This is a genomic window from Lysinibacillus sp. KCTC 33748 (assembly GCF_002237755.1).
In the GTDB taxonomy this organism is placed as follows: domain Bacteria; phylum Bacillota; class Bacilli; order Bacillales_A; family Planococcaceae; genus Lysinibacillus.
In genome coordinates, this window is the sequence record NZ_MWSJ01000017.1 from 72,628 (window position 1) to 99,596 (window position 26,969).

The window sequence follows — 26,969 nt, forward strand, 5'->3', positions numbered from 1 at the left end:
TCAATTTAAGGTGTTTATTATGGGAATAACAAATGGCAGACCTTTTTGCAAGATTAATAGCATTCTCTAGATAGAAATTAAAAAGGGGGGCCTTTTAAGACCACCCCTCCCATCATTAAACCCAACCAAACGCTCGAGCAACTGTCGCCGTTAGCCATGTCACGCCAATAGCAATAACCGTTGGAATTAAAAATGACATAAATGTCCACTTCGGACTTTTAGTTTCTTTATAAATATTGACTAAAGTTGTTCCGCAAGGGAAGTGTAGCAGTGAGAACAACATCATGTTTAAAGCTGTGAGCCACGTCCAGCCTTGGTCGATAAACACTTGTTTTAGCTTCGATAAATCCTCAATTTCTAGCATAGCTCCTTGCGATAAATACGCCATAATTAAGATAGGGATCACAATTTCATTCGCTGGTAGTCCAAGAATAAATGCAGCCATAATAAAGCCATCCATACCAAGAGCCTGACCAAATGGATCTAAAAAGTTAATGAAATGCATTAGAATACTCGTATCACCAACGTAAATATTAGCAAGTACCCAAGTCAAAATAGAGGCAGGAGCTGCAACGACAACCGCTCTTTTTAATACATACCATGCTTTATCAAGACTTGCTCTTAAAATTGTGTTCCAGAACTTTGGTCTTCGAAATGGTGGAAGTTCCAAAGTGTAATGGGTAGGTACACCCTTTAAAGCGGTTTTAGAAAGAACCCAGGACACAGATAATGTCACAACGACGCCCAACATAACAAATCCTATTAAAATAGCCGCTGTTACAAATGTACCTGCTGCACCTGAAAAACCAGTTACCATAAATAATGATGCTAATAAAATAAGTGTTGGCCATCTCCCGTTGCAAGGGACAAAATTGTTCGTTAAAATGGCTAACATTCGCTCACGAGGAGATTCTATAATTCTCGTTGACATGATAGCAGCGGCATTACAGCCAAAGCCCATTGCCATTGTTAATGACTGCTTCCCGTGTCCACCCGCTCGTTTGAATAAACGGTCCATATTAAATGCTACTCGCGGTAAATAACCGTAGTTTTCTAATAGAGCGAACATAGGGAAGAATATAGCCATTGGCGGTAGCATAACACTAATAACCCATCCTGTACCTCTAAATAGCCCAAGCACTAAAACACCATGTAACCATTCGGGTGCATGCATCGCCTCAAAAAGAAAGGTTAGCTTACCCTCTAAATAGCCGAATAAGTTTGCTAACATGTCAGATGGTACGTTTGCGCCAGCAATAGTAATGTAAAAGACAGTCCCTAGCAAGATAAGCATAATAGGGAATCCCCAAATACGGGATGTGAAAATTTCATCTAATTTATCAGATCTGTACATTGCAGGTTGCTGCGATACTACTTTTTTACATAAAGATTTGCTTTTAGTATAAATATCACTAACGATTTCATCTCGAATATCCTCATTCGAAACCTCGTTCACTTCAGCTAGAATAGCCTTAAGTGAATTATGATTTAACACTGACTGGGACTCCATTCGTTCTCACCTCGTGCTGTTTATTATTCTTATGATTTTGCAGTTTTAAGATCAATTCTTCATCACCATCAAGTAAGCGAAGGGCAATCCATCTCGATGGATATTTTTCATCAAAATAACCTTCTAATTTCGATTCTATCTTTGTAATGGCTTCCTCTATTTCTTTCGAATATTTCATGCGATACGGCGTTGTAACAATTTGCCCATGCACCAGTTGACTTAATGTATCCAACAATCGATTAATACCTTTTTTATTTCTTGCCGATATTTTGACGACCGGGACTCCTAGTTCACGAGCTAATCTCCTTTCATCAATTCGGATCCCTTTTTTCTCCGCTTCATCGATTAAATTGATACAAATGATAACGTTATTCGTCATTTCTAAAACTTGGAGTGCAAGATTTAAGTTTCTTTCTAATGATGTTGCATCGAGCACAACAATTGTTGCATCCGGTTGGTCAAAAACGATATGGTCTCTTGCGACTTCCTCATCTGCTGAATTAGAAAATAAAGAATAGGTCCCGGGTAAATCCACGAGAACATATTGCTCTCCTTTGTGTTCAAAAGAACCTTCCGCATGAACAACCGTTTTCCCTGGCCAGTTTCCGGTATGTTGCTTCAATCCCGTTAATGTATTAAATAATGTGCTTTTTCCGGTATTTGGGTTACCTGCTAAAGCTATTCTATTTACTCTCACTTTGTATTCCCCCTAACAATTTCGCCCAAAATCATTGAGCTTTCATCATTCCGTAAAGCAATCGTCGTATTGCTTACACGGTAAGCGACAGGGTCTCCTAAAGGGCTTTTACGAAGAACAGAGATTTCTGCGCCTTTTACAAAGCCTAAATCTAATAATCTCCTTCTTAAAGGACCCTTAATGTTTATTTCTTTTATTAAAAAGCAATCTCCAAATGAGCATTCTGAAAGTGGTTTCAATGATGTTTTTTCCATATGCATTTTTTGTTCCTTTCCATAATAATATTTCCTGAACTTCACATTGTTTCTCTAAGGAAACTTTATTAATGATTATCCCTGTTTTATGACAATTGTCAATAGTTTTCTGAAATCTTTTTGAAAGAACGTGATAAAAGAGCGTCCTAATGAAGGGAATAACTGCGCATTTTTTTTGACTAAGAAATGTTGAAAAAGGGGGAGTTGTTTAGCATACAATGCGGGCAAAGTTTTGATGTAATGATATGAGAAGATTCTCGTTATGATGTGTTCGTTATAAGTGCTTATAGATAAGAGGCGAAAGCAGAGCAAAAAAACATGTTAAACCCTCTGCTACTAATAAAGTATCGGCAGAGGGTCATGATTTTTTTATTTGGAAATTACTCTTGGATTAGGAATGAGGCAGAGGAAGTTGTTTGAATGAAATGACGATTTCCTTCTACTGTATAATCAGCTGGTACTGGTTTGCCAAAGGTATTGGTACGAACGATGGAGGCATTCGGTGATAAATTATTGATAATAATTTCCATGTTCGCCTCAAATTCAACTGGTTTTTCATTTAATGTTGCCTGGAATGTGATACGATTCGATTTTTTTGTAATGCTAATTTCCATAACACCAGTATCCTCATTAAGAAGGGTTCCTAGTGGTGGAATAATAACAGTCATATTCGATTTTGTCGTTAAAACGAAGCGATCTGCACTATTTTCCGTGTCTGCAACGTTGATTTTTGCTGTATAGGTATTTTTGTTTTTCGTCATAGCAGTAGTTTTACCTGGTACGGCTGCTATATCCGATGAAATTGGTTTTTTCGACCCGTTCCCTTTAGGTAAATCATATTTTCCATTTACATAGTCTACTAAAGTCCAGGCGTTTGGTACAAGCTGCTGTTGCACAGGTGTTAAAGCCTCGAAGGCTGTTTTCGCTGCTTGTACATCTTGAGCGGTAGACGTTTTAGGCGATAAAGCTGCAATAGCGTTTTCTACTTCCTTAGCTGCCGCCTTATCCTTCGCAACAAGCTGTTCAGCATCTAATAACATCTTTTCGATACCAGCAGGTAAATAGACGTATGAATATCTTCGAAGTGCATTAAGCTCAGCTCTAGCATCAGCTACATCCTGATGGAAGGTAATGCGAGAAGAGTTTAATAATTGGATTTTATTGACCACTTTATCGATAGATGTATTGGGCGTGATATAGGATGTCAGTATTTTTTGTGATTCCGGGCTCACAAAGGACTTTTGGGCTGCATTTAACGTATTGTACCAATCTTTCGTTTCCATAACATTTTGGTAGTAATAAACGGAAGTTGACTCCACTGAAGCTAATTTCTCTTCAATTTGATCAGCAAGCTTACGGTACGCAACTTTTGTCTGACGATGATTTGACAGCGTAGAATAATTCGTAACATATTGTTTTTCCGTTTCAGTTAACGCATCGTAGGCTTTATTGGCTGCTTCCAAATTTGTTTGGAACGAAGCTGTTGTATCATTAATGTTTGAAATAAGTCGAACAACATTCGAAACGTTAGCGTTGTAGTAATAAGTATAATCGTATATGTAAGCAGTTTTTGAATGTCCAGTAATATTAGCAGCTGATGCTGACGTAGTAGGTGCAGTATAGATTAGTGAAGGGACCGCAACTAGGGCTAGTAAGGCTAATTTTCTTTTGTTTTTCATAATATGGGAAACCTCCTATTTGGTTTTGGATAAGTGTGATGGGTAAGATGTGGGTCTTTTACCCTATTTAAAATCTTTGATTGTCTTGTGAAATGGTTTATTATTTACCTGTCGAAAAGAGTCGCGTCTAGACAGGGATTTCCTAATATATGTTGGTAAACCAATTTTATCATATCTCAGGATTTTTTCATGTATATTTTAAGTGAATAGGTAGATTGATTATGTAATTTTTAAATACTTTGTGTCTTATGTACTTATGAAGCTATGAACGGGGAGCGGATCGCTTTTTTGGAAGGGATAGAAATCAAAGCGACGGAAAGAAGTGCCGGAGTGACGGAACGAACCCTCAAAGCGACGGAACGAATCGCCGAAGTGGCGGATAGAAATCAAGGCGACGGAAAGAACCGCCGAAGTGACGGAACGAACTCTCAAAGCGACGGATAGACTCATTGTTACCGAAGCCGACGCCACGATTCCCGAGGCATAATTGATTTTTTTTAGTTTGAAAAGGACTTGGCTTTGTGCCAAGTCCTTTCAATTTTTATTGTGTACCTGAACGTTGAGCATCTTTATAGATGTCGATAGCCTTGTCTAATTTGTTAATAGCATCTGTCACATCGTACGCAGAAGCATAGGCGTTACTGGCAACGGATTGTGCGTGTTGAACTACTTTTTCTAGACTACGTTTTTCTCTTTCCGTTGTCCATAGTTCATAGTAGGGGATATCAGAGCCATCTCCATTTTCTGAAACTTTTACATACTGAACAGAATTAATGAGTGATGTTAACCAAGATTTATCAACGTAATGCCAATGATTATAATTCACACCAGATTTATAATTACTCCTATAGGTTGAAATGGCATTATATAAATAACTGTATGCATACGAAATATCCGACTGAGACGAGGAGCTATTGTTTGCAATACCTTGTGCGTATGAAACAGCAGAAACTAGGGCATCTTTTTCACTTTGAGTCGTCCAAACTACATTGTAGGATAATTCAGATCCATTCACAGAAACGGTTACATACTGAACAGAGTTAATAAGTGAAAAAAGGGAAGATCGATCGGCATTATATTGATAAGTGCCATATTTTTGTGCATTCTTATACATTGTAATAGCGTAGTTTAAATTGCTAATTGCATTTGTAATATCAGATTGTGTTGCATAGTAATTATTTACAACATATTGAGCAGATGAAACGGCAGAGGTTAGAGCATCCTTCTCACTTTGAGTCGTCCAAGGTTCATAAGAAGCTACATCATTACCGTTGTTCGAAGAAACTTTTACATACTGAACAGAATTGATCATCGATTGTAGTGAAGACTTATCACCATAAACATATTTTGTTCCATTTTTTTGCACAGTTCGATAAACGTTTAATGCATTTTTGTACTGTGTAATCGCATTGTTTACTTGTTCCTGTGAAGCGTAAGAATTATTAACTACTGCTCTTGCGCTGCTCACGGCTGATTCGAATGTTGTACGTTCAGCCTGCGTTGTCCATTTTTCAGTTACTGAAATGTCATATCCATAAACAGATACTGCAACGTATGGAGGTGAAGCTACTAAATTACTAAGCTCCGTTTTATTTAAAACAGGTAATGTCACAGAGGCTTTTTTATCATCCACCTGCACTTTGTTAATGAGATGCCCTGAATTTAATGCCACCTTTGCCCCCTGTTTGACAACCACTTGCTCAATTGTACCTTTTCCGTAAAGGGTGAAATCTTTCTCAACATCGATAGTTAGTTTATCAACATTGGCCGTTACTTCAAATGCAGTAACTTTACCAACTATGTCGACTTTCGAAATAGTTTTGTCAGAAGTCACACTCACTTTAGTGCGTTTTAGGTAAATGTTTGGAGATTTAATATCTTTTAGAGAAACATTTAACCAATTATTATTTTTAGTCAATAAAGGTCTAAAAATAATTGTATCCCCAATAGCAACGTCATCAATTGTAATGGCCTTCTTCACACGATTAGTTACAATAAGCTCATCTTCAATAGTGACATTTTGAACTTTTACATAATCCGCATTTACAGTTAGGCTTCCAGCAATTTGCGCGTCGCCGCCATCAAGATCTAACGCTTTATTTTTTGTTCCACCTTTAGTTAGTGTTAGTGAAGTAATACTTGTAATTTCACCGTTCTTTACGACAATAGTTGCTTCAGCATTCGCCAATGCAGCATTATTGGATGTGTTTAAGAGGGGCTTCAATGACTTACTGATTTTAAATTGGCCATTGGATGTACGTACTTTATCATTAGCGATGCTGGTAATAGTAACATTTTGTCCCTTTGTTTTGGCTGCAGCTACTTGCCCGTCGATTTGAACTGAGTGGTTTAAAGATACATCATTAGAAGTGGCATTCGCAGTTGATACAGGCACAATTAAGGTTGCTGTAATAGCGGTAGCCATAAAAGTAGAAAATACTTTATTCTTCATCTTTGTCGCTCCAATCATTGTATTTAATGGATAATATATCATACATTTCTTAAGTTTAGTGCGCGAATGGGTTATTTTACTATATTAATTTAATGAAATAATAGGCCTTTTTTCTTCTATTATTTTAATAACTCGTAGTTTGAAAGGGTAAATCATCCTTCCAAGAGCTCTTTGCTATTGTTTGAACATGATGAAAAAGACAGGATGAGTGAACGCTGAAGTACATTGACCGAGTTTACAAACAGCACTACTATAGGAGAGGAAAGGGGGACAACACTATGGTGTATCTCGGTATGATTTTCTTTCAAATTGTCGCTCCGATTTTAGTGCTTCTAGTACTTGGCGCAGTTTTACAAAGGAAATTTCGAGAGGCGCTATCTCAACTTATTACATATTGCTTTATGCCAGCAGCTGTTTTTGTGAATTTATATGAAACGAGTATAGAATTGTCTGTGCTTGGGGAAGTTGCGCTTTTTATTCTACTCTTTATCGGAAGCCAAATGGTCCTTAGTCACTTTCTAGCAAAGGGGCTCGGTTTAGTAAAAACAGAGGCTGCGGTGTTTAAAAATAGCGTTGTCCTCATTAATTCAGGCAACTATGGTATTCCAGTTGCCCAAATGATTTTTGTGACTCAGCCGATTGGGGTAGCGATTCAAGTTATTCTCGTTATATTTCAAAATATGACGACGTATACTTACGGCTTGTACAATTTAATTTCTTCAACAAAATCAGGCATGTCAATTTTGAAAGATTTCCTCAAAATGCCTATTATTCATGCACTTATTATCGGCGTTACTATGAACTATTTTAATATCCCTATTCCACAGTTCGTAAAAATTCCGATAGACCATGTGGCAGATGGCTTTATCGCTGTGGCATTAATAACTTTAGGGGCACAGCTATCCCAACTTGAAATAAAATCTATGTTTAATAAGATGGTATACATTAGTTGTTTTACACGATTAATCATAGGGCCTGCCGTTGCATTGCTTATCATTTTTGCGCTTGGTCTTGACGGTGTCGTGGCACAATCACTTTTTATAGCTAGTTCGTTCCCGACATCGCGAAATAGTTCCAGTCTGGCATTAGAATATGACGTAGAATCGGCAACTGCTGCACAAACAGTTTTATTTTCAACGATTGTGAGCTGTATTACAGTGACAATTGTAATTTATGTAGCGGAGTTGTTGTTTACCTAACAGTTGGGTGTCATATAGTATAAAAGATAAGGTGGAAAGCTTTTCAGGAGTTAGGGGCTCTTTTTCTGAATTAAAAGCTAGTGATTTATATTTGTTAAAACAAGATATAAGTTGATTGGAGTGGAGGCTGGGCGACTCCTTGGGGATTAGCGTCGCAGATGAGACCCTGCAGCGAAGCGAAGCGGCTCATCGGACGCCCCCAGGAAAGCGCCCAGCCGGAACGAAAATCAACCGCACGTTATGGTGATAATCCAAAAATAATCAAATGAAGCTTCCATCTATTAGCAATATCTGCTACACTAGCATCAAACTTAATAGTATTAACTAGGGGAGTCTGATGAGTCAGGCTGAGAGGGAAACGCATAGAGGTTTCTTGACCCTTTGGACCTGATCTGGCTCATACCAGCGTGGGAAAGTTAACCATTATTGCACACTATGTTATTTGCAATAACTATACCTTTACATTCTTAGCCGGATCCAAAAATTTTTTGGATTCGGCTTTCGTTTTGTTGGGGTGAGCTAGATTCGGTCCTTGTATAAATGTAAAAGGGAGCGAAGTAGTTTATGACAACAGTTAGCGAAAAGAATATTACGATTATGCCAAATTTTGAAGGAAGTAAAAAAGTTTACGTAGAAGGTTCTCGACCAGATATTTTAGTGCCAATGCGTGAGATTGCTTTAAGTCCGACGACAGGAAGCTTTGGTGAGGAAGAAAATGCACCAGTGCGTGTTTATGATACGAGTGGCCCGTACACTGATCCTGCACATAAGGTGGACATTACGAAAGGATTGCCAGCTTTACGTAGTGCATGGATCAAAGAACGAGGTGACGTTGAAGAATACGAAGGTCGTACAATCAAGCCAGAAGATAATGGATTTCGCAAAGCTGATGATCCACGGATGAATGAAAATGTTTTTCCGGATTTATCTAGAAAGCCTTTACGTGCGAAGAAAGGTAAAAATGTAACGCAGCTTCACTATGCACGAAAGGGAATTATTACTCCAGAAATGGAATTTGTAGCGATTCGCGAAAATATGGATACTGAGTTCGTGCGCTCAGAGATCGCGGCGGGGCGTGCAATTATGCCATCTAATATTAATCACCCTGAGGCAGAGCCGATGATTATTGGACGCAACTTCCATGTGAAAATTAACGCCAATATTGGAAATTCAGCGGTGACATCCTCTATTGCAGAAGAAGTAGAAAAAATGACGTGGGCTACACGCTGGGGTGCTGATAACATCATGGATTTATCCACGGGTAAACATATTCATACGACGCGTGAATGGATTATCCGTAATGCCGCAGTGCCAGTAGGGACGGTGCCGATTTATCAAGCGCTCGAAAAAGTAAATGGTGTGGCAGAGGATTTAACGTGGGAAGTGTATCGTGATACGTTAATCGAACAGGCAGAGCAAGGTGTAGATTACTTCACGATTCATGCAGGCGTATTGCTACGCTATGTGCCATTAACGGCTAATCGTGTAACTGGCATAGTGTCTCGAGGAGGCTCGATTATGGCACAATGGTGTTTATATCACCACCAAGAGAGCTTCTTATATACTCATTTTGAAGAAATCTGTGAAATTATGAAAACCTATGATGTTGCTTTCTCTTTAGGTGATGGTTTACGTCCTGGTTCTATAGCAGATGCAAATGATGAGGCTCAATTTGCGGAGCTGGAAACGCTAGGGGAATTAACACAAATTGCCTGGGAGCATGATGTACAGGTGATGGTAGAAGGACCGGGGCATGTGCCGATGCATCTTATTAAAGAAAACATGGACAAGCAGTTAGAGGTGTGTAAGGAAGCTCCTTTCTATACGTTAGGGCCGCTAACGACAGATATTGCTCCAGGCTATGACCATATTACATCAGCCATTGGAGCCGCGATGATTGGTTGGTATGGTACGGCAATGCTATGTTATGTAACGCCTAAAGAACATCTTGGCTTACCAAATCGTGATGATGTTCGTGTAGGGGTTATTACGTACAAAATTGCTGCACATGCGGCTGATTTAGCTAAAGGGCACCCGGGGGCACAGCAACGTGATGATGCACTATCAAAGGCGCGCTTTGAATTCCGCTGGCGCGATCAATTCAACCTTTCGCTAGATCCAGAGCGTGCAGTCGAATATCATGATGAAACATTGCCAGCAGAAGGAGCAAAAACGGCGCATTTCTGTTCAATGTGTGGACCTAAGTTTTGTAGTATGAAAATCTCACAGGATATTCGTACTTATGCAAAAGAAAAAGACTTAAATACAACTGAAGCAATCCATAAAGGTATGCAGGAGAAGGCGAAAGAATTTAAAAAGGCAGGCAGTCAAATCTATCAATAATTATTAGAGCGGGCTTGTGTCTATCAATATAGGCACAAGCCTTATTTTTGTTCATCATCAAAAGTAATGGATGACCTACGCATCAACCACTCATTATGTGATGATCCCACATTTAAGATAAAAAAACTCCATGTGAGGTTGCCCTTCACATGGAGTAAAAAGTTGGATTTGGATATCAATAATAGTTGGAATATGTGGAGAATTAAACGTTAGTTGGTTGTTTTACGTATGGATTTGAAAGATCCATACCTTCTAATGAAAGACCCATAGCTTTTGCTACACCTTCACCATATGCTGGGTCAGCTAAATAACAGTGAAGAATATGACGACGTTTGATGAATTCTTCAACTGATGCCATATCATTAGCCGTATTTTCGAATAGACGTTGTTGCTCTTCGGCAGTCATTAGGTTGAATAATTTACCTGGCTGCTCAAAGTAGTTGTTATCATCTTCACGGAAGTCATGGATACCAGCATTACCGTCAATACGTAATTCAGGCTCTTTATAGTCTAAATTATGTTCCCATTCACCATAGCTATTTGGTTCATAGCCTAAAGTTGAACCAAGGTTGCCATCGAAGCGCATAGCACCATCGCGGTGGAATGAACGGAATGGACATTTTGGTGCGTTTACAGGAAGCATGTAATGGTTTACACCTAAACGGTAGCGTTGTGCATCTGCATAAGCAAAGATACGAGCCTGTAACATTTTATCTGGAGAGAAGCTAATACCAGGGACAATGTTAGATGGTGCAAATGCAGCTTGCTCAACTTCAGCAAAGTAGTTGTCCGAGTTTTTGTTTAACTCAAATTCACCTACAGGAATTAATGGGAAGTCTTTTTTATACCATACCTTTGTTAAGTCAAATGGGTTATATGGTAATTCGCGAGCTTGTTCCTCTGTCATTACTTGAATAGACATTTTCCATTTAGGGAAATCGTCATTTTCAATTGCCCCATATAGGTCGCGTTGTGAAGATTCGCGGTCGTTACTAATTACTTCAGCAGCCTCAGCGCCAGTTAAGTTTTTAATGCCTTGCTCTGTACTGAAGTGGAATTTAACCCATACGCGCTCATTTTCTGCATTAATAAAACTATAAGTGTGAGAACCGAAACCATGCATATTGCGGTAACCTGACGGAATACCACGATCAGACATAACGATTGTTACTTGGTGAAGTGCCTCTGGTAATGAAGTCCAGAAATCCCAGTTTGAATTCGCGTTCTTCATATTTGTACGTGGATCACGTTTTACCACGTGGTTTAAGTCTGTAAAGTGTAAAGGATCACGGAAGAAGAATACAGGTGTGTTGTTACCAACTAAATCCCAGTTACCTTCTTCAGTATAGAACTTAAGTGCAAAGCCACGAATATCGCGCTCAGCATCCGCTGCACCACGTTCACCCGCAACTGTTGAGAAGCGTGCAAACATTTCTGTTTTCTTCCCAACTTCTGAGAAGATTTTTGCTTTTGTATATTTAGTAATATCATGCGTTACAGTGAAAGTACCGAATGCACCTGAACCTTTAGCGTGCATACGACGTTCAGGAATAACTTCACGGTTGAAGTTTGCTAATTTTTCAACTAGCCATACATCCTGAAGTAATAGAGGGCCACGAGGACCTGCTGACATTGAATCGTGGTTGCTTACTACTGGAGCGCCACCTGCTGTTGTAAAACGACGGCTACGATCATTTTGGTTTGTCATATTAGTTTACCTCCTGAAGAAAAAATTGTGAGTCAAACTCTTCATCAATAACTATAACAAATATAAACTAGAATTGCTAGTAAATTATAATTATTATCGTTAAAGAATATTTATATTAAAATACAAACTATAAATATATGCTAGATTAAAAGCGTTTATGAATAGCTTTTTCCACAAAACTAGCTTTTTGAAACATTTTCGAGAATTATTAAAGTTGAGTTGTGAAGAAGGGATAGGTCGAAATTAAAAGGCTTTAAAGTAAATTCTTTTTTATTGAAAACGGAAAATGATAATTGAAAAAATGTGTTTTAGGGTTATGGTAAGTATTAGTTGATGACAGTGAAGGCTGGGAGACTTCCTAAGATTAGCTATAGAGGAACGAAGGCTAAAAACCGTCACCTTCTATGAGAGCGCCTTCGTGACCAGCATCCACTGCACTTTCGCGTTGAAAGCATATTTGCCTCTCGTGCACGGTTGGAAATTAAATTCGGGTATGCCTTTTCACGTTTTCCGATAACGATTAGGCGTAATGCCGATGTGCTGTTTAAAAATTTTAATGAAGTAATTCGAATCTTCAAAACCGTTTAAATAGGCAATTTCACTAATAGCAAAATCAGTTTCTACTAACATTTTTGTGGCATTATGAATTCGTACCTGCTGCAAGTAGCGTTTAAGTGGCAAGCCTTGCTTCTTTGAAAAGATCGTACTTAAATAATTGGGACTAATCCCTAATTTATGAGCAACGTAAGGTAAAGATAACCCGCTTTCCTGAAACTGTTGGTCGATAATTTCTATGGCCAGTTCTACATAGTCAGCTCGTTTCTCCATTCTTGCCTCGCGGGCCAATTCAATCAGTTTTTGTGTAAATGATATGATGCCATTTTGAATGGTATAAAATATAGGATGCTCAATAATTAAATGAAAAAGCTGACGATAATTTTGCTCAATTGCAGCTTTCTCGTGTAATTTATACTTCAGCATAAAGCGTCGAATTTGTGCTAAAACACTTGTTAGATGAATACGTAAGTCATCCTGCTCGTAATAAATTCCTTCATTAAATAGTCGATATAAAAATGCTTTAACAGCTTCAATATTCCCGTCCTCTAAACTACTTATTAATAATTGTTGCTCTTCGGGTGTTAGTAAAGGATCGAAGGGCTGTGTCTTCAACTGCTTACTCGTATAAAAAATATGCCCATAGCCTTCGTAGAAACTTTGACGAAGTGCACGCTTCGTTAACGTATACATATTCTTCATTGTTGTAGGTTCCCCATCGTAAATACCGATATTTAAAGAGCTATTACTTGTCAATCGCCATTCCTTGATTAGTGTACGAACATCTTTCTCTATATCATTTGTTTGGAATAAGCAAACGATTCTCTCTGATAAAGGATAAATCCTCATACTAGAATAAATAGGAGTTTGCTGAAGCCAGTTGTATAGTTTGTTAAACATGTCGGAATGCTCAGGCTCAATCATGGTGAAATGTATATTTGTCTCTAGCGTACTAGTTTTACTATCTAAAAATAGTTGATCGTAAAAAGATTCATCTGTAGCTTCTTGATACACTGCCTCTGCCTTTGGTGTCCGAAGGGAAATAGCGGTGAGCTTTTGCTTTAATACTTCTAAATCAATTGGTTTAACGAAGAGATGTGCGACCTGTAAATCGATTGCTTTTAATGCATTTTTAAACAATGGCTCTGTCGTCATCGCTAAAATAGTTCCTGAATGTTTTTGTAAAACGCGATAAAGTGCTGTTAAACGATTATTCGAGAATAGGTCAATATTTAGTAGTATCACCTCAGGCTCGAATTGCTGGATACTTTGAAGTGCCTCATTAATAGTTGTACTTATTTCGATGGTTACATCGCCAGGGAAATATGTATGTAAAAACCAACGAATACCTGAAAGGTCAGCGGAGTCTCTATCAATTAATAACAATTTCATACATACGAACCCACCTTAAAAATATCTAGTTTCGTAAAAAAATACGATTATATTATTAAAATATCAAAAAATCTGAAATAATTCATGTATTCTCTTTTAAAATTCCCTATTTTCTGAAAAAAGTAGTTAGTACAATGTAGATAGAGTAATTGTTATTTATCTTTTGTAGCGATAACTAAATTGATTACGAGCATTTTTACATAGTTATAAAGGGAACAGGGGGATGGCATTATGAAATCTATTATCGAGCTTGATGGCAAGACGTTAACAAGACAGCAAATAGGGGGAATCGTTAACGGTCTTGCTACGGTTGCGCTATCTACAGACAGTGTGGAGCGCGTTCGTTTAAGTAGGGAGCGCATTGAAAAACGTTTAGCTGAGGGGCAAACCATTTATGGTGTGAATACAGGCTTTGGGAAGCTAAGTAATATAAAGATTGAAGAGGAAGATATCGAGCTTTTACAGTTGAATTTATTACGCTCGGATGCGACAGGTGTTGGTGTACCGTTCCCAACAGATGTTGTACGCGCCATGATGGTTTTACGTGCCAATGCTTTAGCACGTGGTTTTTCAGGAATTCGTCTAGAAACAGTGCAGCTGCTATTAGATCTTATAAATAAGGGAGTCCATCCGATTGTACCGTCTCAAGGTTCAGTTGGAGCAAGTGGAGATTTAGCGCCGTTATCACATTTGGCTTTAGTGCTAGTAGGTGAAGGCAAGGCGGAGTTTAATGGCGAGGTTATGAGTGGGAGTGAGGCGTTAGAGCAAGCTGGGCTAACACCGGTGCGACTACAAGCTAAGGAAGGATTAGCGCTTGTAAATGGTACACAAGCAATGACAGGAATCGGCGTGTTAACTGTGAACGAGGCAGAGCGTATGGGGCTAGCGGCAGATATGGCAGCGAGTTTAACACTTGAGGCACTGAAGGGGATTACTTCAGCGTTTGACCCAGCGCTTTTGGCGGTAAGACCACACCCGGAATTAGAGCTTGTTGGTGGACGAATCCGCAAATGGCTTGAAGGAAGTAAACGTGTGACAAAGCAAGGTGAAATCCGCATGCAGGATGCCTATTCATTACGTTGTATTCCTCAAGTACATGGTGCTTCATGGCAGTCATTTTTCTATGCGGAGGACCGTGTGCAAATTGAAATGAATGCAACGACAGATAATCCGATTGTTTTGGAAAATGGAGAAGTATTGTCTGGGGGACATTTCCACGGTCAACCAATAGCATTGGCGATGGACTTTTTAAAAATCGGTGTAAGTGAGTGGGCGAATATTTCGGAGAGACGTACAGAACGAATGGTTAATCCGCATCTTAATGAAGGTTTGCCACCATTTTTAGCGACGAATCCTGGTATTGAATGTGGACTAATGATTGCTCAATATACAGCGGCCTCTATCGTATCTGAAAACAAAGTATTGGCACATCCTTCAAGCGTGGATTCTATACCGACGTCAGGTAACCAAGAGGATCATGTGAGCATGGGTACAACTTCAGCCCGCCAAGTGCGTCAAATCGTACACAATGCCGCTCGTGTCATTGCAATAGAAATGATTTGTGCATCGCAGGCGATCCATTTAGATAAAGCAGAAGAGCAGTTATCTCCAACAACACGAAAGTTTTTAGAAAAAGTGCGTGAGTTTTGCCCTCCGCTATTAGCGGATCAACCTATCGGTGATGAAATTGAAGCGCTCTCGCAGTATTTGTTAACGAGTGATGATCTATTAAATGAGTACAAGTAAGTTTTAAAGTAATAACTTCCTAGAGAAAATCCAAAAAATCCTTTAACTAGTTTTGACGACTTAGAGATTACTTTCAGAAAAAGCACTTACATCGGAGGGAGTAGTATGGAATTTCATCAACAAGAGCTGGAGCGAGATTCGCAATTTCGAATCTCCTCCGCTATTAAGATGTTTATCTGCAGTATAGTCGGAATATTTAGTTTTTTCGTATCGTTTGAATGGCGAGGTAAGGATTCCATTTTAATTGATCACATCGTAAGTTTTATTCGCACCGAAGCGCCACTACTTGTAACTGCATATGTGCTCATAATGCTTGTAGGTGGAGCGATTCATCCATTCCTAACAAAGAAATGGAATAAGTCGACTGTCAATATTGTGATGTCAATCCTTAAAGTGGGCGGTTTGATTGCAGGGATTTTGTTAATTTTCAATATAGCGCCAGCGTGGTTAGCGGATGAAAGTATTGGCCCGTATTTACTGGAGAAGCTTGTTAAGCCGGTAGGCATACTAATTCCGATTGGGTCTTTGTTTTTGGCACTTCTAGTTAGCTACGGATTGCTTGAATACATCGGTGTTTTAGCACAGCCGTTTATGAAACCTATTTTTAAAACATCAGGACGTTCAGCGGTGGATGCAGTAGCCTCATTTGTCGGCAGTTATTCGGTTGGATTACTGTTAACAAACCGTCTTTATATGGAAGGTCGCTACACAGCGAAGGAGGCCGTGATTATTGGAACAGGCTTCTCGACTGTATCTGTCACGTTTATGGTTGTCATTGCGAGTACGTTGGATATGATGCAGCATTGGAATGCGTTTTTCTGGGTGTCACTCGTTGTAACATTCTTGGTCACTGCGTTAACGGTCCGCATTTATCCAATTCGTTCCATGAAGGACGAATATTACGAGGGTGCGACGCCGATGCCAGAAAAGATTGTTAAAAAGGGGCGTTTTAAAGAAGCGTGGCGTCAAGCGATGGAGGCTGTTGATCAAAATCCGCCTATGTCTAAAATTTTATGGGCGAATTTAAAGGATGGCTTCATCATGACGATGGGGGTTATGCCATCGATTTTATCGGTTGGTCTTTTAGGGCTTGTGCTTGCAACATATACACCTATTTTTGATTGGCTTTCGTATATTTTTGTACCATTCACATATGTACTACAAATTCCAGAACCATTTTTAACGGCAAAAGCGCTGTCATTATCGTTAGCAGAGGTATTTTTACCGGCACTTGTTGTGACGCAGGCAGCACTTGTGACGAAATTTATTGTGGCAGTTGTATCAATTTCAGCAATTTTGTTCTTTTCAGCTGTCATACCACTTATTTTATCAACTGAAATTCCGGTGACGTTGCGCCAAATTGTAACCATTTGGTTTGTGCGTGTCGTATTAACTTTAATCATCGTAACACCAATAGCATTTTTACTATTTTAAAGGAGCGTGTTTTTTATGGTAGTCAAAACAAATATTCGTGCACCACGTGGGAATGAATTATCTTGTAAAGGTTGGACACAAGAAGCTGCAATGCGTATGTTAATGAATAATCTAGATCCTGAAGTAGCAGAAAATCCAGATGAGCTTATCGTCTATGGTGGAATCGGTAAAGCGGCGCGTAATTGGGAGAGTTATGAGCAAATTATCGCGTCATTAAAAGAATTAGAGAATGATGAAACACTTCTTATTCAATCAGGAAAGCCGGTAGCTGTATTCCGTACACATGAACATGCGCCACGTGTATTAATTGCAAATTCTAATTTAGTACCGTCGTGGGCAAATTGGGAGCATTTCTATGAGTTAGAGGACCGTGATTTAATGATGTACGGTCAAATGACGGCTGGTAGCTGGATTTATATTGGCGCACAAGGCATTTTACAAGGAACATATTTATCATTTGTAGAGGCAGGTAAAAAAGTATTTGGCACAGCGGATTTACGCGGCAAATTCATCCTTACGGGTGGTATGGGTGGCATGAGTGGTGCACAGCCTTTAGCTGGAAAAATGGCTGGCGCTGTCATTTTAGTAGTCGAAGTAGATCGTGCTCGAATTGAACGTAAAATTAAAGAGGGCTACTGTGATTATCTCGTGGAGACGGTAGATGAAGCGATTGAATTAGTCAATAAACTACGAGATAAAAAAGAACCAGCGTCTATTGGTCTTGTTGGCAACTGTGCAGATGTTAATCGTGAGCTATTGAACCGAGGAATTATTCCTGATTTTGTAACAGACCAAACATCTGCCCATGACCCGATCAATGGTTATGTTCCAAATGGCATGACGCTTGAGGAAGCACTTGAACTACGTAAAAGTGATGTGAAAACATATGAACAAAGAGCTAAAGAGACGATGGCTGAGCATGTTCGTACAATGCTTGAATTCCAACAAGCAGGTGCAGAAGTATTTGATTACGGTAATAATATTCGTGCGTATGCCAAAGAAATGGGTGTAACAAATGCCTTTGATTTCCCTGGTTTTGTTCCAGCGTATATTCGTCCTTTATTCTGTGAGGGGAAAGGGCCATTCCGTTGGGCCGCACTTTCAGGTAATCCAGAGGACATCTATAAAACAGATGCACTAGCAAAAGAAATGTTTGCTGAAGATGAAGGGCTTGTGAATTGGATTGATATGGCGCAAAAGATGGTGAAATGGCAAGGGTTACCGGCGCGTATATGCTGGTTAGGCTATGGTGATCGTCACCGTTTTGCATTGAAGGTTAATGAAATGGTGGCTAATGGTGAGCTGTCAGCACCGATTGTCTTTGGTCGAGATCATCTAGATTCTGGCTCTGTTGCATCACCAAATCGTGAAACAGAGGGCATGCTCGATGGTACTGATGCAGTATCAGATTGGCCGATTTTAAATGCACTTGTTAATACAGCAAGTGGTGCAAGTTGGGTAAGTGTACATCACGGTGGTGGTGTAGGAATGGGTTATTCGCAACATGCTGGTCAAGTGTTAGTAGCGGATGGTTCTGAGCTAGCTGCTGAGAAGATTGCACGAGTGTTAATTTCGGATCCAGGAATGGGTGTTGTGCGTCACGCAGATGCTGGCTATGAAATTGCTATTAATACAGCGAAAAACAAAGGTGTGCATATACCAATGTTAAAGGATGATGCTGAGTGACTATTTTAATCAAGAATGCCAACGAAGTGATCACGTTAAAAAGTGCCTTACAAGGTCCGCGTACAAAGGAACAAATGCGTGACATTGCAGTAGTGGAAAATGGTAGTGTGTTAATGGAGGGAAATAGCATTATTGCAGTTGGACCAATTGCTCAGCTGGAAGCGGATTTCCCTGATCTTGTAAAGGTTGCTGAAGTAATTGACGCCTCAGGTAAGATTGTTATGCCGGGTCTTGTCGATTGTCATACACATTTAGTTCACGGAGGTACACGTGAGCAGGAATTTAATTTGCGACTCAATGGTGCAACATACATGGAAATTATGAATGCAGGTGGCGGGATTCATGCTACAACAAACCGGACACGAGAAACTAGCTTTGGTGATTTATATGAAAAAACGATGAATCATTTAGATGTGTTTTTAAAGCATGGTGTCACAACGGTTGAGGCGAAATCAGGCTATGGCTTGGATTGGGAAACTGAAAAGAAACAGCTAGAAGTAACAAAGGAATTGCAAGCTACACATGACATTGATGTCGTTAGTACCTTTATGGGGGCGCACGCGGTACCGCGTGACTATAAAGGACGTGAGGATGAATTTGTGGATCTAGTCATTCATGATATGTTACCGAAAGTAGCTGAACTAAACCTTGCGGAATTCAATGATGTATTTTGTGAAAAAGGTGTATTTACGCCAGAGCAATCACGACGCATTTTAGAGGCTGGGAAAGCGTTGGGGTTAACACCGAAAATTCATGCAGATGAAATTGAGCCTTATGAGGGAGCGGAGCTTGCTGCAGAAGTAGGAGCTATTTCTGCGGAGCACTTATTAGTTGCTTCTGATGAAGGGATACAAAAAATGGCTGAAGCTGGCACGATTGCTGTGTTGCTACCTGGAACAGCATTCTTCTTACGTGCACCATTCGCGAGAGGACGCCTGATGATTGATGAAGGGGTACCTGTAGCTATTTCAACTGACTTTAACCCTGGCTCATCTCCAACGTTGAGTCTGCCATTTATTATGAATTTAGCTTGTATGCATATGGGGATGACACTGGAGGAAGTGTTAACGGCGACTACCGTTAATGCAGCATACGCAATTAATCGTGGACATCAAATCGGCTCCCTTGAAGCGGGCAAACAAGCTGACGTCATTATATTGGATGTTGCTAATTACAAGCAATTGCAATATTTCTATGGCATGAATCATACGAATACTGTCATTAAAAATGGGCGAGTTGTCGTACGGAATGGAATTATTTTGAAAAATCAACTAGTAAATTAAATAATAAAAAAGGCATAAATAAGGCAGAAATGCTTTGTTTATGCCTTTTTAATGGAAAGCTGTTCTTCTTATTCTTTTTTATAAAAAGAGTTGAAATTGTTAACTGGAAAAGTTATTATGTTATTAAATAGTAATTATTGATTTACAAATTACTATCCCTGCAAAACATTGAATCAAAGGAGTTATTTTAAAATGACAAAATATCGTTCACAAGAAGAAGTTCTTGCGAATTATGATTCTTCTAAATATATAACACCTGATGGATATACATCAGATATCGCAATTTTTACAATAACATCCGAAAAAGTAGAGGAAAAAGCACCTCCGATGATGACGCTTAAAATCATGTTGATTAAACGGGCCGACAAAGATCATGAAGGAAACCCGAATATCGAAGGTGGAAAATGGGCGCTTCCAGGTGGATTTGTAGATGCGACAAAAAGGGAAACCGCCTATATGGCTGCTAAAAGAGAATTGAAGGAAGAAACGAATGTAGATAGTCTACACATTAAGCATTTTGGTGTCTACGATGATAGAGATCGTGATCCTCGAGGTTGGATGATTTCAAATGCCTTTTATGCAATCGTTCCGGAAGTATACATTGACCAACGTCAAGCTAATGACGATGCGGTAGAAGTAGAACTTTTCGATATAAATGAAGTGTTCAAACTCGATTTAGCCTTTGATCATCGGAAAATTATTTCGGACGCTTTAGAATTTATTAAGAAAGATATGATACAAACAACGGTTGCTAAAAATTTTTTATCGGGAGAATTTACGTTATCTGAACTACAGAGGGTTTTATTGACAGTGGGAGATGATCCGCGTATTTCAAACGATTCGGTGTTCTTTACAAAAGCGCCTAAGCTGCCTTTTATTGAAAAAGTTTTAGATGAAGATGCGAAACCGAAGAAAACGAAAAGAAATTCATTTAGACCTTCGCAATTATATTCTTTTAATGACTTCGAAATCGTAGAGTCAATTTATCATTAGGAAAGCATCTGTCTTTCCTAATTAATTTTCATTGTACTAATTTGTAATTTGGTAATTACTAATTAAACGAGAGGTTGGAGTGATGGAAATATGTCAAAGCGTGCATTGATTAATATTGATTATACAGTGGAATTTGTAGCTCAAGATGGAGCCCTAACTTGCGGAAAACCGGGGCAACTATTGGAAGGGGTAAATACACAATTAACAAAGGAATTTATGTCAAATGGTGATTTTGTAGTTTTCGCTATTGATGTTCATGAAAAAGAAGATAGCTATCATCCAGAAACAAAGCTTTTCCCTCCTCACAATGTTCGAGGTACGAGGGGGAGAGAACTATATGGCTCTTTAAAAGAATTATATGAAGGAAATAAAGAGTTGGATCATGTCTACTATTTGGATAAAACCAGATATTCTGCTTTTGCAGGTACGGATTTAGAGATTAAATTGCGTGAAAGAGGCATTGCTGAACTGCATTTAATCGGTGTATGTACGGATATTTGCGTTCTTCATACAGCGGTAGATGCCTATAATAAAGGATTTAGCATTGTTATTCATAAAGATGCAGTAGCATCCTTTAATCAAGCAGGGCATGAGTGGGCGTTAGGGCATTTCGAGCATTCTCTCGGAGCTACTATTATGTAAACGGAGGAACAGGGTATGAAATATGCGGACGATAGCTTCATGTTGCACACGGACTTATACCAAATAAATATGGTGGAAACGTACTGGAATGATGATACTCAAAATCGAACAGCGGTTTTTGAACTATACTTTCGACAACTTCCGTTCGGGAATGGCTATGCGATATTTGCAGGTTTAAAAAGGATAATGGAGTTTATCAAAAACTTTGGTTTTTCTAATAGTGATATTCAATATTTACGCGAGGAAGGAAAATACTCAGAGGAATTTCTTAAATACCTTCAAAATCTAAAATTTACAGGTACTATTTCTGCAATGAGGGAAGGGGAATTAGTATTTGCAAATGAACCTATTTTACGAATTGAAGCCCCGTTGGCAGAAGCTCAGTTAATGGAGACACCTTTATTGAACATCGTTAATTACCAAACTCTTATTGCAACGAAGGCTTCGCGCATTAAACAAGTGATTGGAAAGGATGTCGCGATGGAGTTTGGTACTCGTCGAGCGCATGAATTTGATGCAGCGATTTGGGGAACTCGTGCAGCTTATATTGGTGGATTTTCTGCAACTAGCAATGTCAGAGCTGGAAAATTATTCGGCATCCCTGTCTCAGGTACTCATGCACATGCCATGATACAGGCATATCGTGATGAATACACTGCATTTACAAAGTATGCAAATACGCATAGAGATTGCGTTTTCTTAGTAGATACGTATGATACGCTACGTTCGGGTGTCCCTAATGCAATTCGGGTCGCAAAGGAGTTTGGAGATAAAATCAATTTTGTAGGAATCCGGCTGGACAGTGGAGACTTAGCATACCTGTCAAAAAAAGCAAGGGAAATGCTAGATGAAGCTGGCTTCACTGAAGCGAAAATTATAGCATCTAATGATCTGGACGAATACACGATTATCAATTTGAAGTCTCAAGGGGCTAAAATTGATACATGGGGAATCGGAACTAAGCTCATTACAGCCTACGATCAAGCAGCTCTTGGGGGCGTATACAAATTAGTATCTATTGAAGATGAAAACGGGAAAATGGTCGATACTATCAAAATTTCTGGAAATCCAGAAAAAGTAACGACTCCAGGCCGCAAACGTATTTATCGAATTATTAATGCAGCCAATGGTCATGCTGAAGGAGATTATATTGCATTGGACTACGAAAGCCCGCAAGAGGAAAAACGCTTGAAAATGTTTCACCCTGTTCATACTTATATCAGTAAATTTGTGACGGATTTTACAGCGAAAGAATTACATCAAGACATTGTAGTAAATGGATCTATTCTTTACAAAGAACCAACACTTCAAGAAATTCAAGTATATGTAGAGGAAAATTTACATCTACTATGGAGTGAGTACAAACGAACGATGAATCCAGAAGAGTATCCAGTCGATTTAAGTCAAGCGTGCTGGGATAATAAAATGACAAGAATTAAAGAAATTAAAGAAAAAGTCACGAAAATGATGAATGGGAGAAACTACTAGAGAAGAGGAATGGGGGTTAGGGAATGGCGAAAATAGGGATTTACGGATCATCCTTTGATCCAATTACAAATGTTCACCTTTGGACAGCCAGCACAGTCGCGCATCGTTGCAAATTAGATAAAGTGATCTTTTTACCTTGCTCAAACAAACGAAAAGACAAGGAGATAAAAACGAAGAATACGCATCGCTGGAATATGCTGCAGTTGGCTATTGCTAAGGATGAGCGTTTTATTGCAGATTCATATGAAATGGAGCAAGAGGGCTGGAATATTTACACGTATGATACGATGAAATATTTTAGAGAACAACACCCGAATGATGAAATTCATTTTATTATGGGGGCTGATTTATTAGTCGATATTGGTGCAGGATTGTGGAAAAGAGGAGATGCGTTAGTAGCTGAGAATAAATTTATTGTAATGGCAAGGCATGGAATAGATATGTTATCAACAATTAGTCGTTCTCCTATTTTGAGGAATCATGATGATGGAAGATTCCATTTAATTGATAAAGGGTTAGCGATGGAAATTAGCTCTACCTATATTCGAGAAGAATTTGCAATGGGCGGTGAACCAAGATACCTTCTCCCTGACGCTTGTTATGACTATATTAAAGAGCATAATCTTTATCAAAAATAATCAAGCTGGGGCCGATGCATGAGAGTGTGGGATAATACCGCGCTTCACTATTTGCTGAAAAGCTGTATGGATAATTTAATCGATAGACCCCGCCATGTAGGATATTGCAAGGAGCATCAGAACGGTCCTGTTTTCCTCCAAGGAGAGGTTTACTTTGGAAGAAAAATAATCAAAATATACTTCATTATAATTAAGGTAGGGTTTTAGAGGTTTTACACCGCTATACTCTTTTGATACAGCTTTCCTACAAATTCTAATGATCAGGAGCTGTTGATTCTTCGCGGAGAGTGGCAACTCCGGTGGGATGAGCTTACGCTGAAAGCGCCAACTTGGTGTGGAAATCAACATTAGTTTAATGATACGCATTATTTTATGTTTATTTTGGTTGATAAGTTGTTGATTGTAGTGGAGGTTGGGCGACTCCTTGGGGATTAGCAATAGAGGAACGGAGGCTAAAAGCATCACATCCTGTGATAACGCCTCCGTGACCAACTTCGTGTTGGCCCGAGACCCTGCAGCGAAGCGAAGCGGCCCATCGGACGCCCTCAGGAAAGCGCCCAGCCGGAACGGAAATCAACCTCTCGTTATGTGACGAGACTTTTATTTCGAAAAGATGGTGAACTTTCTCATTTACAGTCTAGGGTAAGATATAATAAATCTAAGTGATATAGAAACAGGCATTGTGCTTTACAAAATTATAACCTTTTGTAAACACAATGATTTAATGTTAGAAAGGAATTCGTAGATGTGCAGCTTACATTAACATTTCTTATTTTAGGAGCGACAATTTTTGCATTTGTGACTAATAAAGTACGAGCGGACCTCGTTGCGATTGTGTCACTTCTAGCATTTGTCATTTCGGATATTTTAACACCCGCAGAAGCATTAGCTGGTTTTTCAAACTCTGTAGTTTTAATGATTGCAGGGCTGTTTGTCGTGGGTGCAGGAATTTTACGAACAGGACTTGCAGGAATGGCAGGGCAATTACTGCTAAAGTGGTCAGGTAATAGTGAGTTGAAATTATTTGTATTATTGCTCATTATTGTAGGTTCTGTCGGTGCATTTATGAGTAATACAGGTACTGTAGCATTGATGATGCCGATAGTTGTTAGTATTGCGATTAGTATGAAAGTAAGTCCGTCAAAATTTTTACTACCACTTTCTTATGTTGCAAGTCTTTCTGGGCTTATGACACTTATTGCTTCACCGACAAATCTTATCGTTAGTCAGTTATTGGTCGATCGTGATTACAATAAGCTAGGATTTTTCGAAGTAACACCCATCGGTATTGTAGGGATGATTGTTGGTATTACTTATTTAGTACTTGTGCGCAACATTCTTTTACCAAATGAAAAAAGTCGTACAGCAACAAAAGCTGATTATAGACTATCTCCGAAGAAAATTATTAAGCAATATGATTTAAACAATCGTTTGTTTAAAGTATTTGTGCCAGAGGATTCGTCGATTATTGACGCAACATTAGCGGAATTAAAGCTTCCGGCCAAATATACGCTTTGTATGATGAAAATTCACCGACGATCTCAAGAAGGTATAAATTTTTTACCGGTGACATATCAGGAAATGGCAGGTCCGACAAGTGTGATTCATGCCAAAGATGAATTGTATGTCCAAGGTGAGGAAGAGAATATTCGTCGTTTTGCTTCTGATTATAGTCTGGAGATGCAGGAACTGGCTGAAGGGGAGGCAGATGAATTAGTATCGAAGCATCTTGGTATTGCTGAGGTATTATTAACACCAAATTCTAGTTTTATTAATAAGACCGTAAGCACCCTAGGCTTCCGAGAAAAATATAATCTTAATATAATTGGCATAAATCGTAGAGGTGGCTATAAGCTGCAAGATATGGTGACTCATAAATTAAAATTTGGAGATGCCATTTTAGTACAAGGTGCATGGGATGAAATTTTATTACTTGCAAGGGAAACGCAGGATGTCGTTGTTGTTGGTCAGCCAAAGGAGCATGCTAGTGTAGCTGCAGCGACGGGGAAAGCTGGTATTGCAGGTGTCATTATGCTTTTAATGATTGTGCTAATGGCTTTTGAAATTTTCCCTGCTGTTATTTCCGTTATGGTTGGCGCCGTATTGATGATATTAACAGGTTGTTTGCGTAATATGGAAGATGCATATAGCAGTATGAATTTTGAAAGTATTGTACTTGTAGCTGCAATGCTTCCGATGGCGACTGCATTGGAAAAAACGGGCGGTATGGCCATCTTATCTGATGGTATTATCAATGCGCTTGGAAACTATGGACCTTACGGAGTACTGATCGGAGTTTACATTTTAACTGCAGTCTTTGGTCAGTTCATTAGTAATACAGCCACTGCTGTATTATTCGCACCGATTGCTATGAATGCCGCGATTGCGATGGAAGCAAGTCCAAAGACATTTATGATTGCTGTTGCTGTAGCAGCAAGTATGGCGTTTGTTACTCCGATTGCTTCCCCAACAAATGCGCTCGTTATGACAGCTGGCGGTTATAAGTTTATGGACTTTGTGAGGATTGGAATACCACTACAGATTATTATGTTTATCGTTATGATGCTGGCAATTCCATTTTTCTTTCCATTTTAAAAACTCGGTTTCTATACCGAGTTTTTTATTTATTTTTTATGAAATCTATTAATTTTCTATTGAAGGTTATGATAAAATTCTATTTTAGATACTAATAAAAAGCTAAATCAACTTGAGATGTAAAGTCTAATGATAATTTTTTTCGTAAGTATTTAAATAGGAAGTTTTTCGACGAAATGAAAAAGTATAAAATTTTATTAGAAAAAGTGTTGACCTTTTTGAATCAAGAGTGTAGTATTATACGAGTCGCTAAGATAACTTCTGAAAACAATTAAATTAAACAAAATTAATTGTTGACAGCGAGTTTACAGCGTGTTATTATATAAGAGTTGCTGCTGAAAAAACAGTGACGAAATGAACCTTGAAAACTGAACAAGCAAAACGTAATCAATAAAGTTTTTAGTAGCTAACCTTGAGTTGGTGAACGAAACAAAAATTTGGACATCAAACATGATGCCAGCAAAACAATTTGAGCTAATCAAATTTCTTTTATGGAGAGTTTGATCCTGGCTCAGGACGAACGCTGGCGGCGTGCCTAATACATGCAAGTCGAGCGAACAGAGAAGGAGCTTGCTCCTTTGACGTTAGCGGCGGACGGGTGAGTAACACGTGGGCAACCTACCTTATAGTTTGGGATAACTCCGGGAAACCGGGGCTAATACCGAATAATCTATT

The 26,969-nt window shown here is 39.0% G+C and carries 18 protein-coding genes, 1 rRNA gene and 1 riboswitch; of the genes, 12 read left to right on the plus strand and 7 right to left on the minus strand.

All coding sequences use genetic code 11. The annotated features are described in order from the left end of the window. Nucleotides 1-115 precede the first annotated feature (115 nt). From B1B04_RS18050 to B1B04_RS18070, 5 genes are all read right to left on the minus strand, one after another. Complete coding sequence (locus tag B1B04_RS18050; RefSeq protein WP_079562791.1) at nucleotides 116-1,510, minus strand: nucleoside recognition domain-containing protein; 1,395 nt, start codon at nucleotides 1,508-1,510, stop codon at nucleotides 116-118. Next, complete coding sequence (locus B1B04_RS18055; RefSeq protein ID WP_079562792.1) at nucleotides 1,482-2,207, minus strand: FeoB small GTPase domain-containing protein; 726 nt, start codon at nucleotides 2,205-2,207, stop codon at nucleotides 1,482-1,484. The genes B1B04_RS18050 and B1B04_RS18055 overlap by 29 nt, the downstream gene beginning before the upstream one ends. Beyond that, entirely contained in the window at nucleotides 2,204-2,461 is a 258-nt protein-coding gene (locus B1B04_RS18060; protein WP_079562812.1) for a FeoA family protein, read from the minus strand. Before B1B04_RS18060 ends, B1B04_RS18055 begins: the two co-directional genes overlap by 4 nt. 380 nt (nucleotides 2,462-2,841) lie before the next feature. Continuing rightward, a complete protein-coding gene (locus B1B04_RS18065; RefSeq protein ID WP_079562793.1) occupies nucleotides 2,842-4,140 on the minus strand; it encodes a hypothetical protein in 1,299 nt (432 codons plus the stop codon). A gap of 541 nt (nucleotides 4,141-4,681) precedes the next feature. After that, nucleotides 4,682-6,592, minus strand: coding sequence for an FIVAR domain-containing protein (locus B1B04_RS18070; RefSeq protein ID WP_170939014.1), 1,911 nt, complete (start codon nucleotides 6,590-6,592; stop codon nucleotides 4,682-4,684). Between the two features lie 278 nt (nucleotides 6,593-6,870). On the opposite strand from B1B04_RS18070, the gene B1B04_RS18075 reads away from it, so the two are divergent. Then, nucleotides 6,871-7,791 (plus strand): AEC family transporter, encoded by a 921-nt coding sequence (locus B1B04_RS18075; protein WP_079562794.1) that lies wholly within the window; start codon nucleotides 6,871-6,873, stop codon nucleotides 7,789-7,791. Nucleotides 7,792-8,107: 316 nt separating this feature from the next. Beyond that, nucleotides 8,108-8,222: riboswitch (TPP riboswitch) on the plus strand. Between the two features lie 133 nt (nucleotides 8,223-8,355). After that, nucleotides 8,356-10,134 (plus strand): phosphomethylpyrimidine synthase ThiC, encoded by a 1,779-nt coding sequence (gene thiC, locus B1B04_RS18080; protein ID WP_079562795.1) that lies wholly within the window; start codon nucleotides 8,356-8,358, stop codon nucleotides 10,132-10,134. 202 nt (nucleotides 10,135-10,336) lie between these two features. Here thiC and B1B04_RS18085 read toward each other — a convergent pair whose 3' ends face one another. Both B1B04_RS18085 and B1B04_RS18090 read right to left on the minus strand, forming a co-directional pair. Next, on the minus strand, nucleotides 10,337-11,842 hold the full coding sequence (locus B1B04_RS18085; RefSeq protein WP_079562796.1) for a catalase: 1,506 nt from the start codon (nucleotides 11,840-11,842) through the stop codon (nucleotides 10,337-10,339). A gap of 501 nt (nucleotides 11,843-12,343) precedes the next feature. Further along, the gene (locus B1B04_RS18090) at nucleotides 12,344-13,789 is read right to left on the minus strand and encodes a helix-turn-helix domain-containing protein (RefSeq protein ID WP_079562797.1); all 1,446 of its coding nucleotides are present in this window, start codon (nucleotides 13,787-13,789) and stop codon (nucleotides 12,344-12,346) included. A gap of 231 nt (nucleotides 13,790-14,020) precedes the next feature. On the opposite strand from B1B04_RS18090, the gene hutH reads away from it, so the two are divergent. From hutH to B1B04_RS18145, 10 genes are all read left to right on the plus strand, one after another. Then, entirely contained in the window at nucleotides 14,021-15,535 is a 1,515-nt protein-coding gene (gene hutH / locus B1B04_RS18095) for a histidine ammonia-lyase (protein ID WP_079562798.1), read from the plus strand. Between the two features lie 105 nt (nucleotides 15,536-15,640). After that, the gene (locus B1B04_RS18100) at nucleotides 15,641-16,969 is read left to right on the plus strand and encodes a YjiH family protein (protein WP_079562799.1); all 1,329 of its coding nucleotides are present in this window, start codon (nucleotides 15,641-15,643) and stop codon (nucleotides 16,967-16,969) included. Nucleotides 16,970-16,984: 15 nt separating this feature from the next. After that, nucleotides 16,985-18,655 carry a urocanate hydratase gene (gene hutU, locus B1B04_RS18105; protein WP_079562800.1) on the plus strand — a complete coding sequence of 557 codons (1,671 nt, stop codon included), beginning with the start codon at nucleotides 16,985-16,987 and terminating at the stop codon, nucleotides 18,653-18,655. After that, nucleotides 18,652-19,938 carry an imidazolonepropionase gene (gene hutI / locus B1B04_RS18110; protein WP_079562801.1) on the plus strand — a complete coding sequence of 429 codons (1,287 nt, stop codon included), beginning with the start codon at nucleotides 18,652-18,654 and terminating at the stop codon, nucleotides 19,936-19,938. Before hutU ends, hutI begins: the two co-directional genes overlap by 4 nt. 192 nt (nucleotides 19,939-20,130) lie before the next feature. After that, complete coding sequence (locus tag B1B04_RS18115; RefSeq protein ID WP_079562802.1) at nucleotides 20,131-20,931, plus strand: NUDIX domain-containing protein; 801 nt, start codon at nucleotides 20,131-20,133, stop codon at nucleotides 20,929-20,931. 90 nt (nucleotides 20,932-21,021) lie between these two features. Then, nucleotides 21,022-21,573 (plus strand): cysteine hydrolase family protein, encoded by a 552-nt coding sequence (locus B1B04_RS18120; protein WP_079562803.1) that lies wholly within the window; start codon nucleotides 21,022-21,024, stop codon nucleotides 21,571-21,573. 15 nt (nucleotides 21,574-21,588) lie between these two features. Then, complete coding sequence (locus B1B04_RS18125; RefSeq protein ID WP_079562804.1) at nucleotides 21,589-23,061, plus strand: nicotinate phosphoribosyltransferase; 1,473 nt, start codon at nucleotides 21,589-21,591, stop codon at nucleotides 23,059-23,061. Between the two features lie 23 nt (nucleotides 23,062-23,084). Next, a complete protein-coding gene (nadD, locus tag B1B04_RS18130; protein WP_079562805.1) occupies nucleotides 23,085-23,699 on the plus strand; it encodes a nicotinate-nucleotide adenylyltransferase in 615 nt (204 codons plus the stop codon). Nucleotides 23,700-24,446: 747 nt separating this feature from the next. Then, nucleotides 24,447-26,294, plus strand: coding sequence for an SLC13 family permease (locus tag B1B04_RS18140; protein WP_079562807.1), 1,848 nt, complete (start codon nucleotides 24,447-24,449; stop codon nucleotides 26,292-26,294). A gap of 488 nt (nucleotides 26,295-26,782) precedes the next feature. Then, nucleotides 26,783-26,969 (plus strand): 16S ribosomal RNA (locus B1B04_RS18145); the annotation flags it as partial.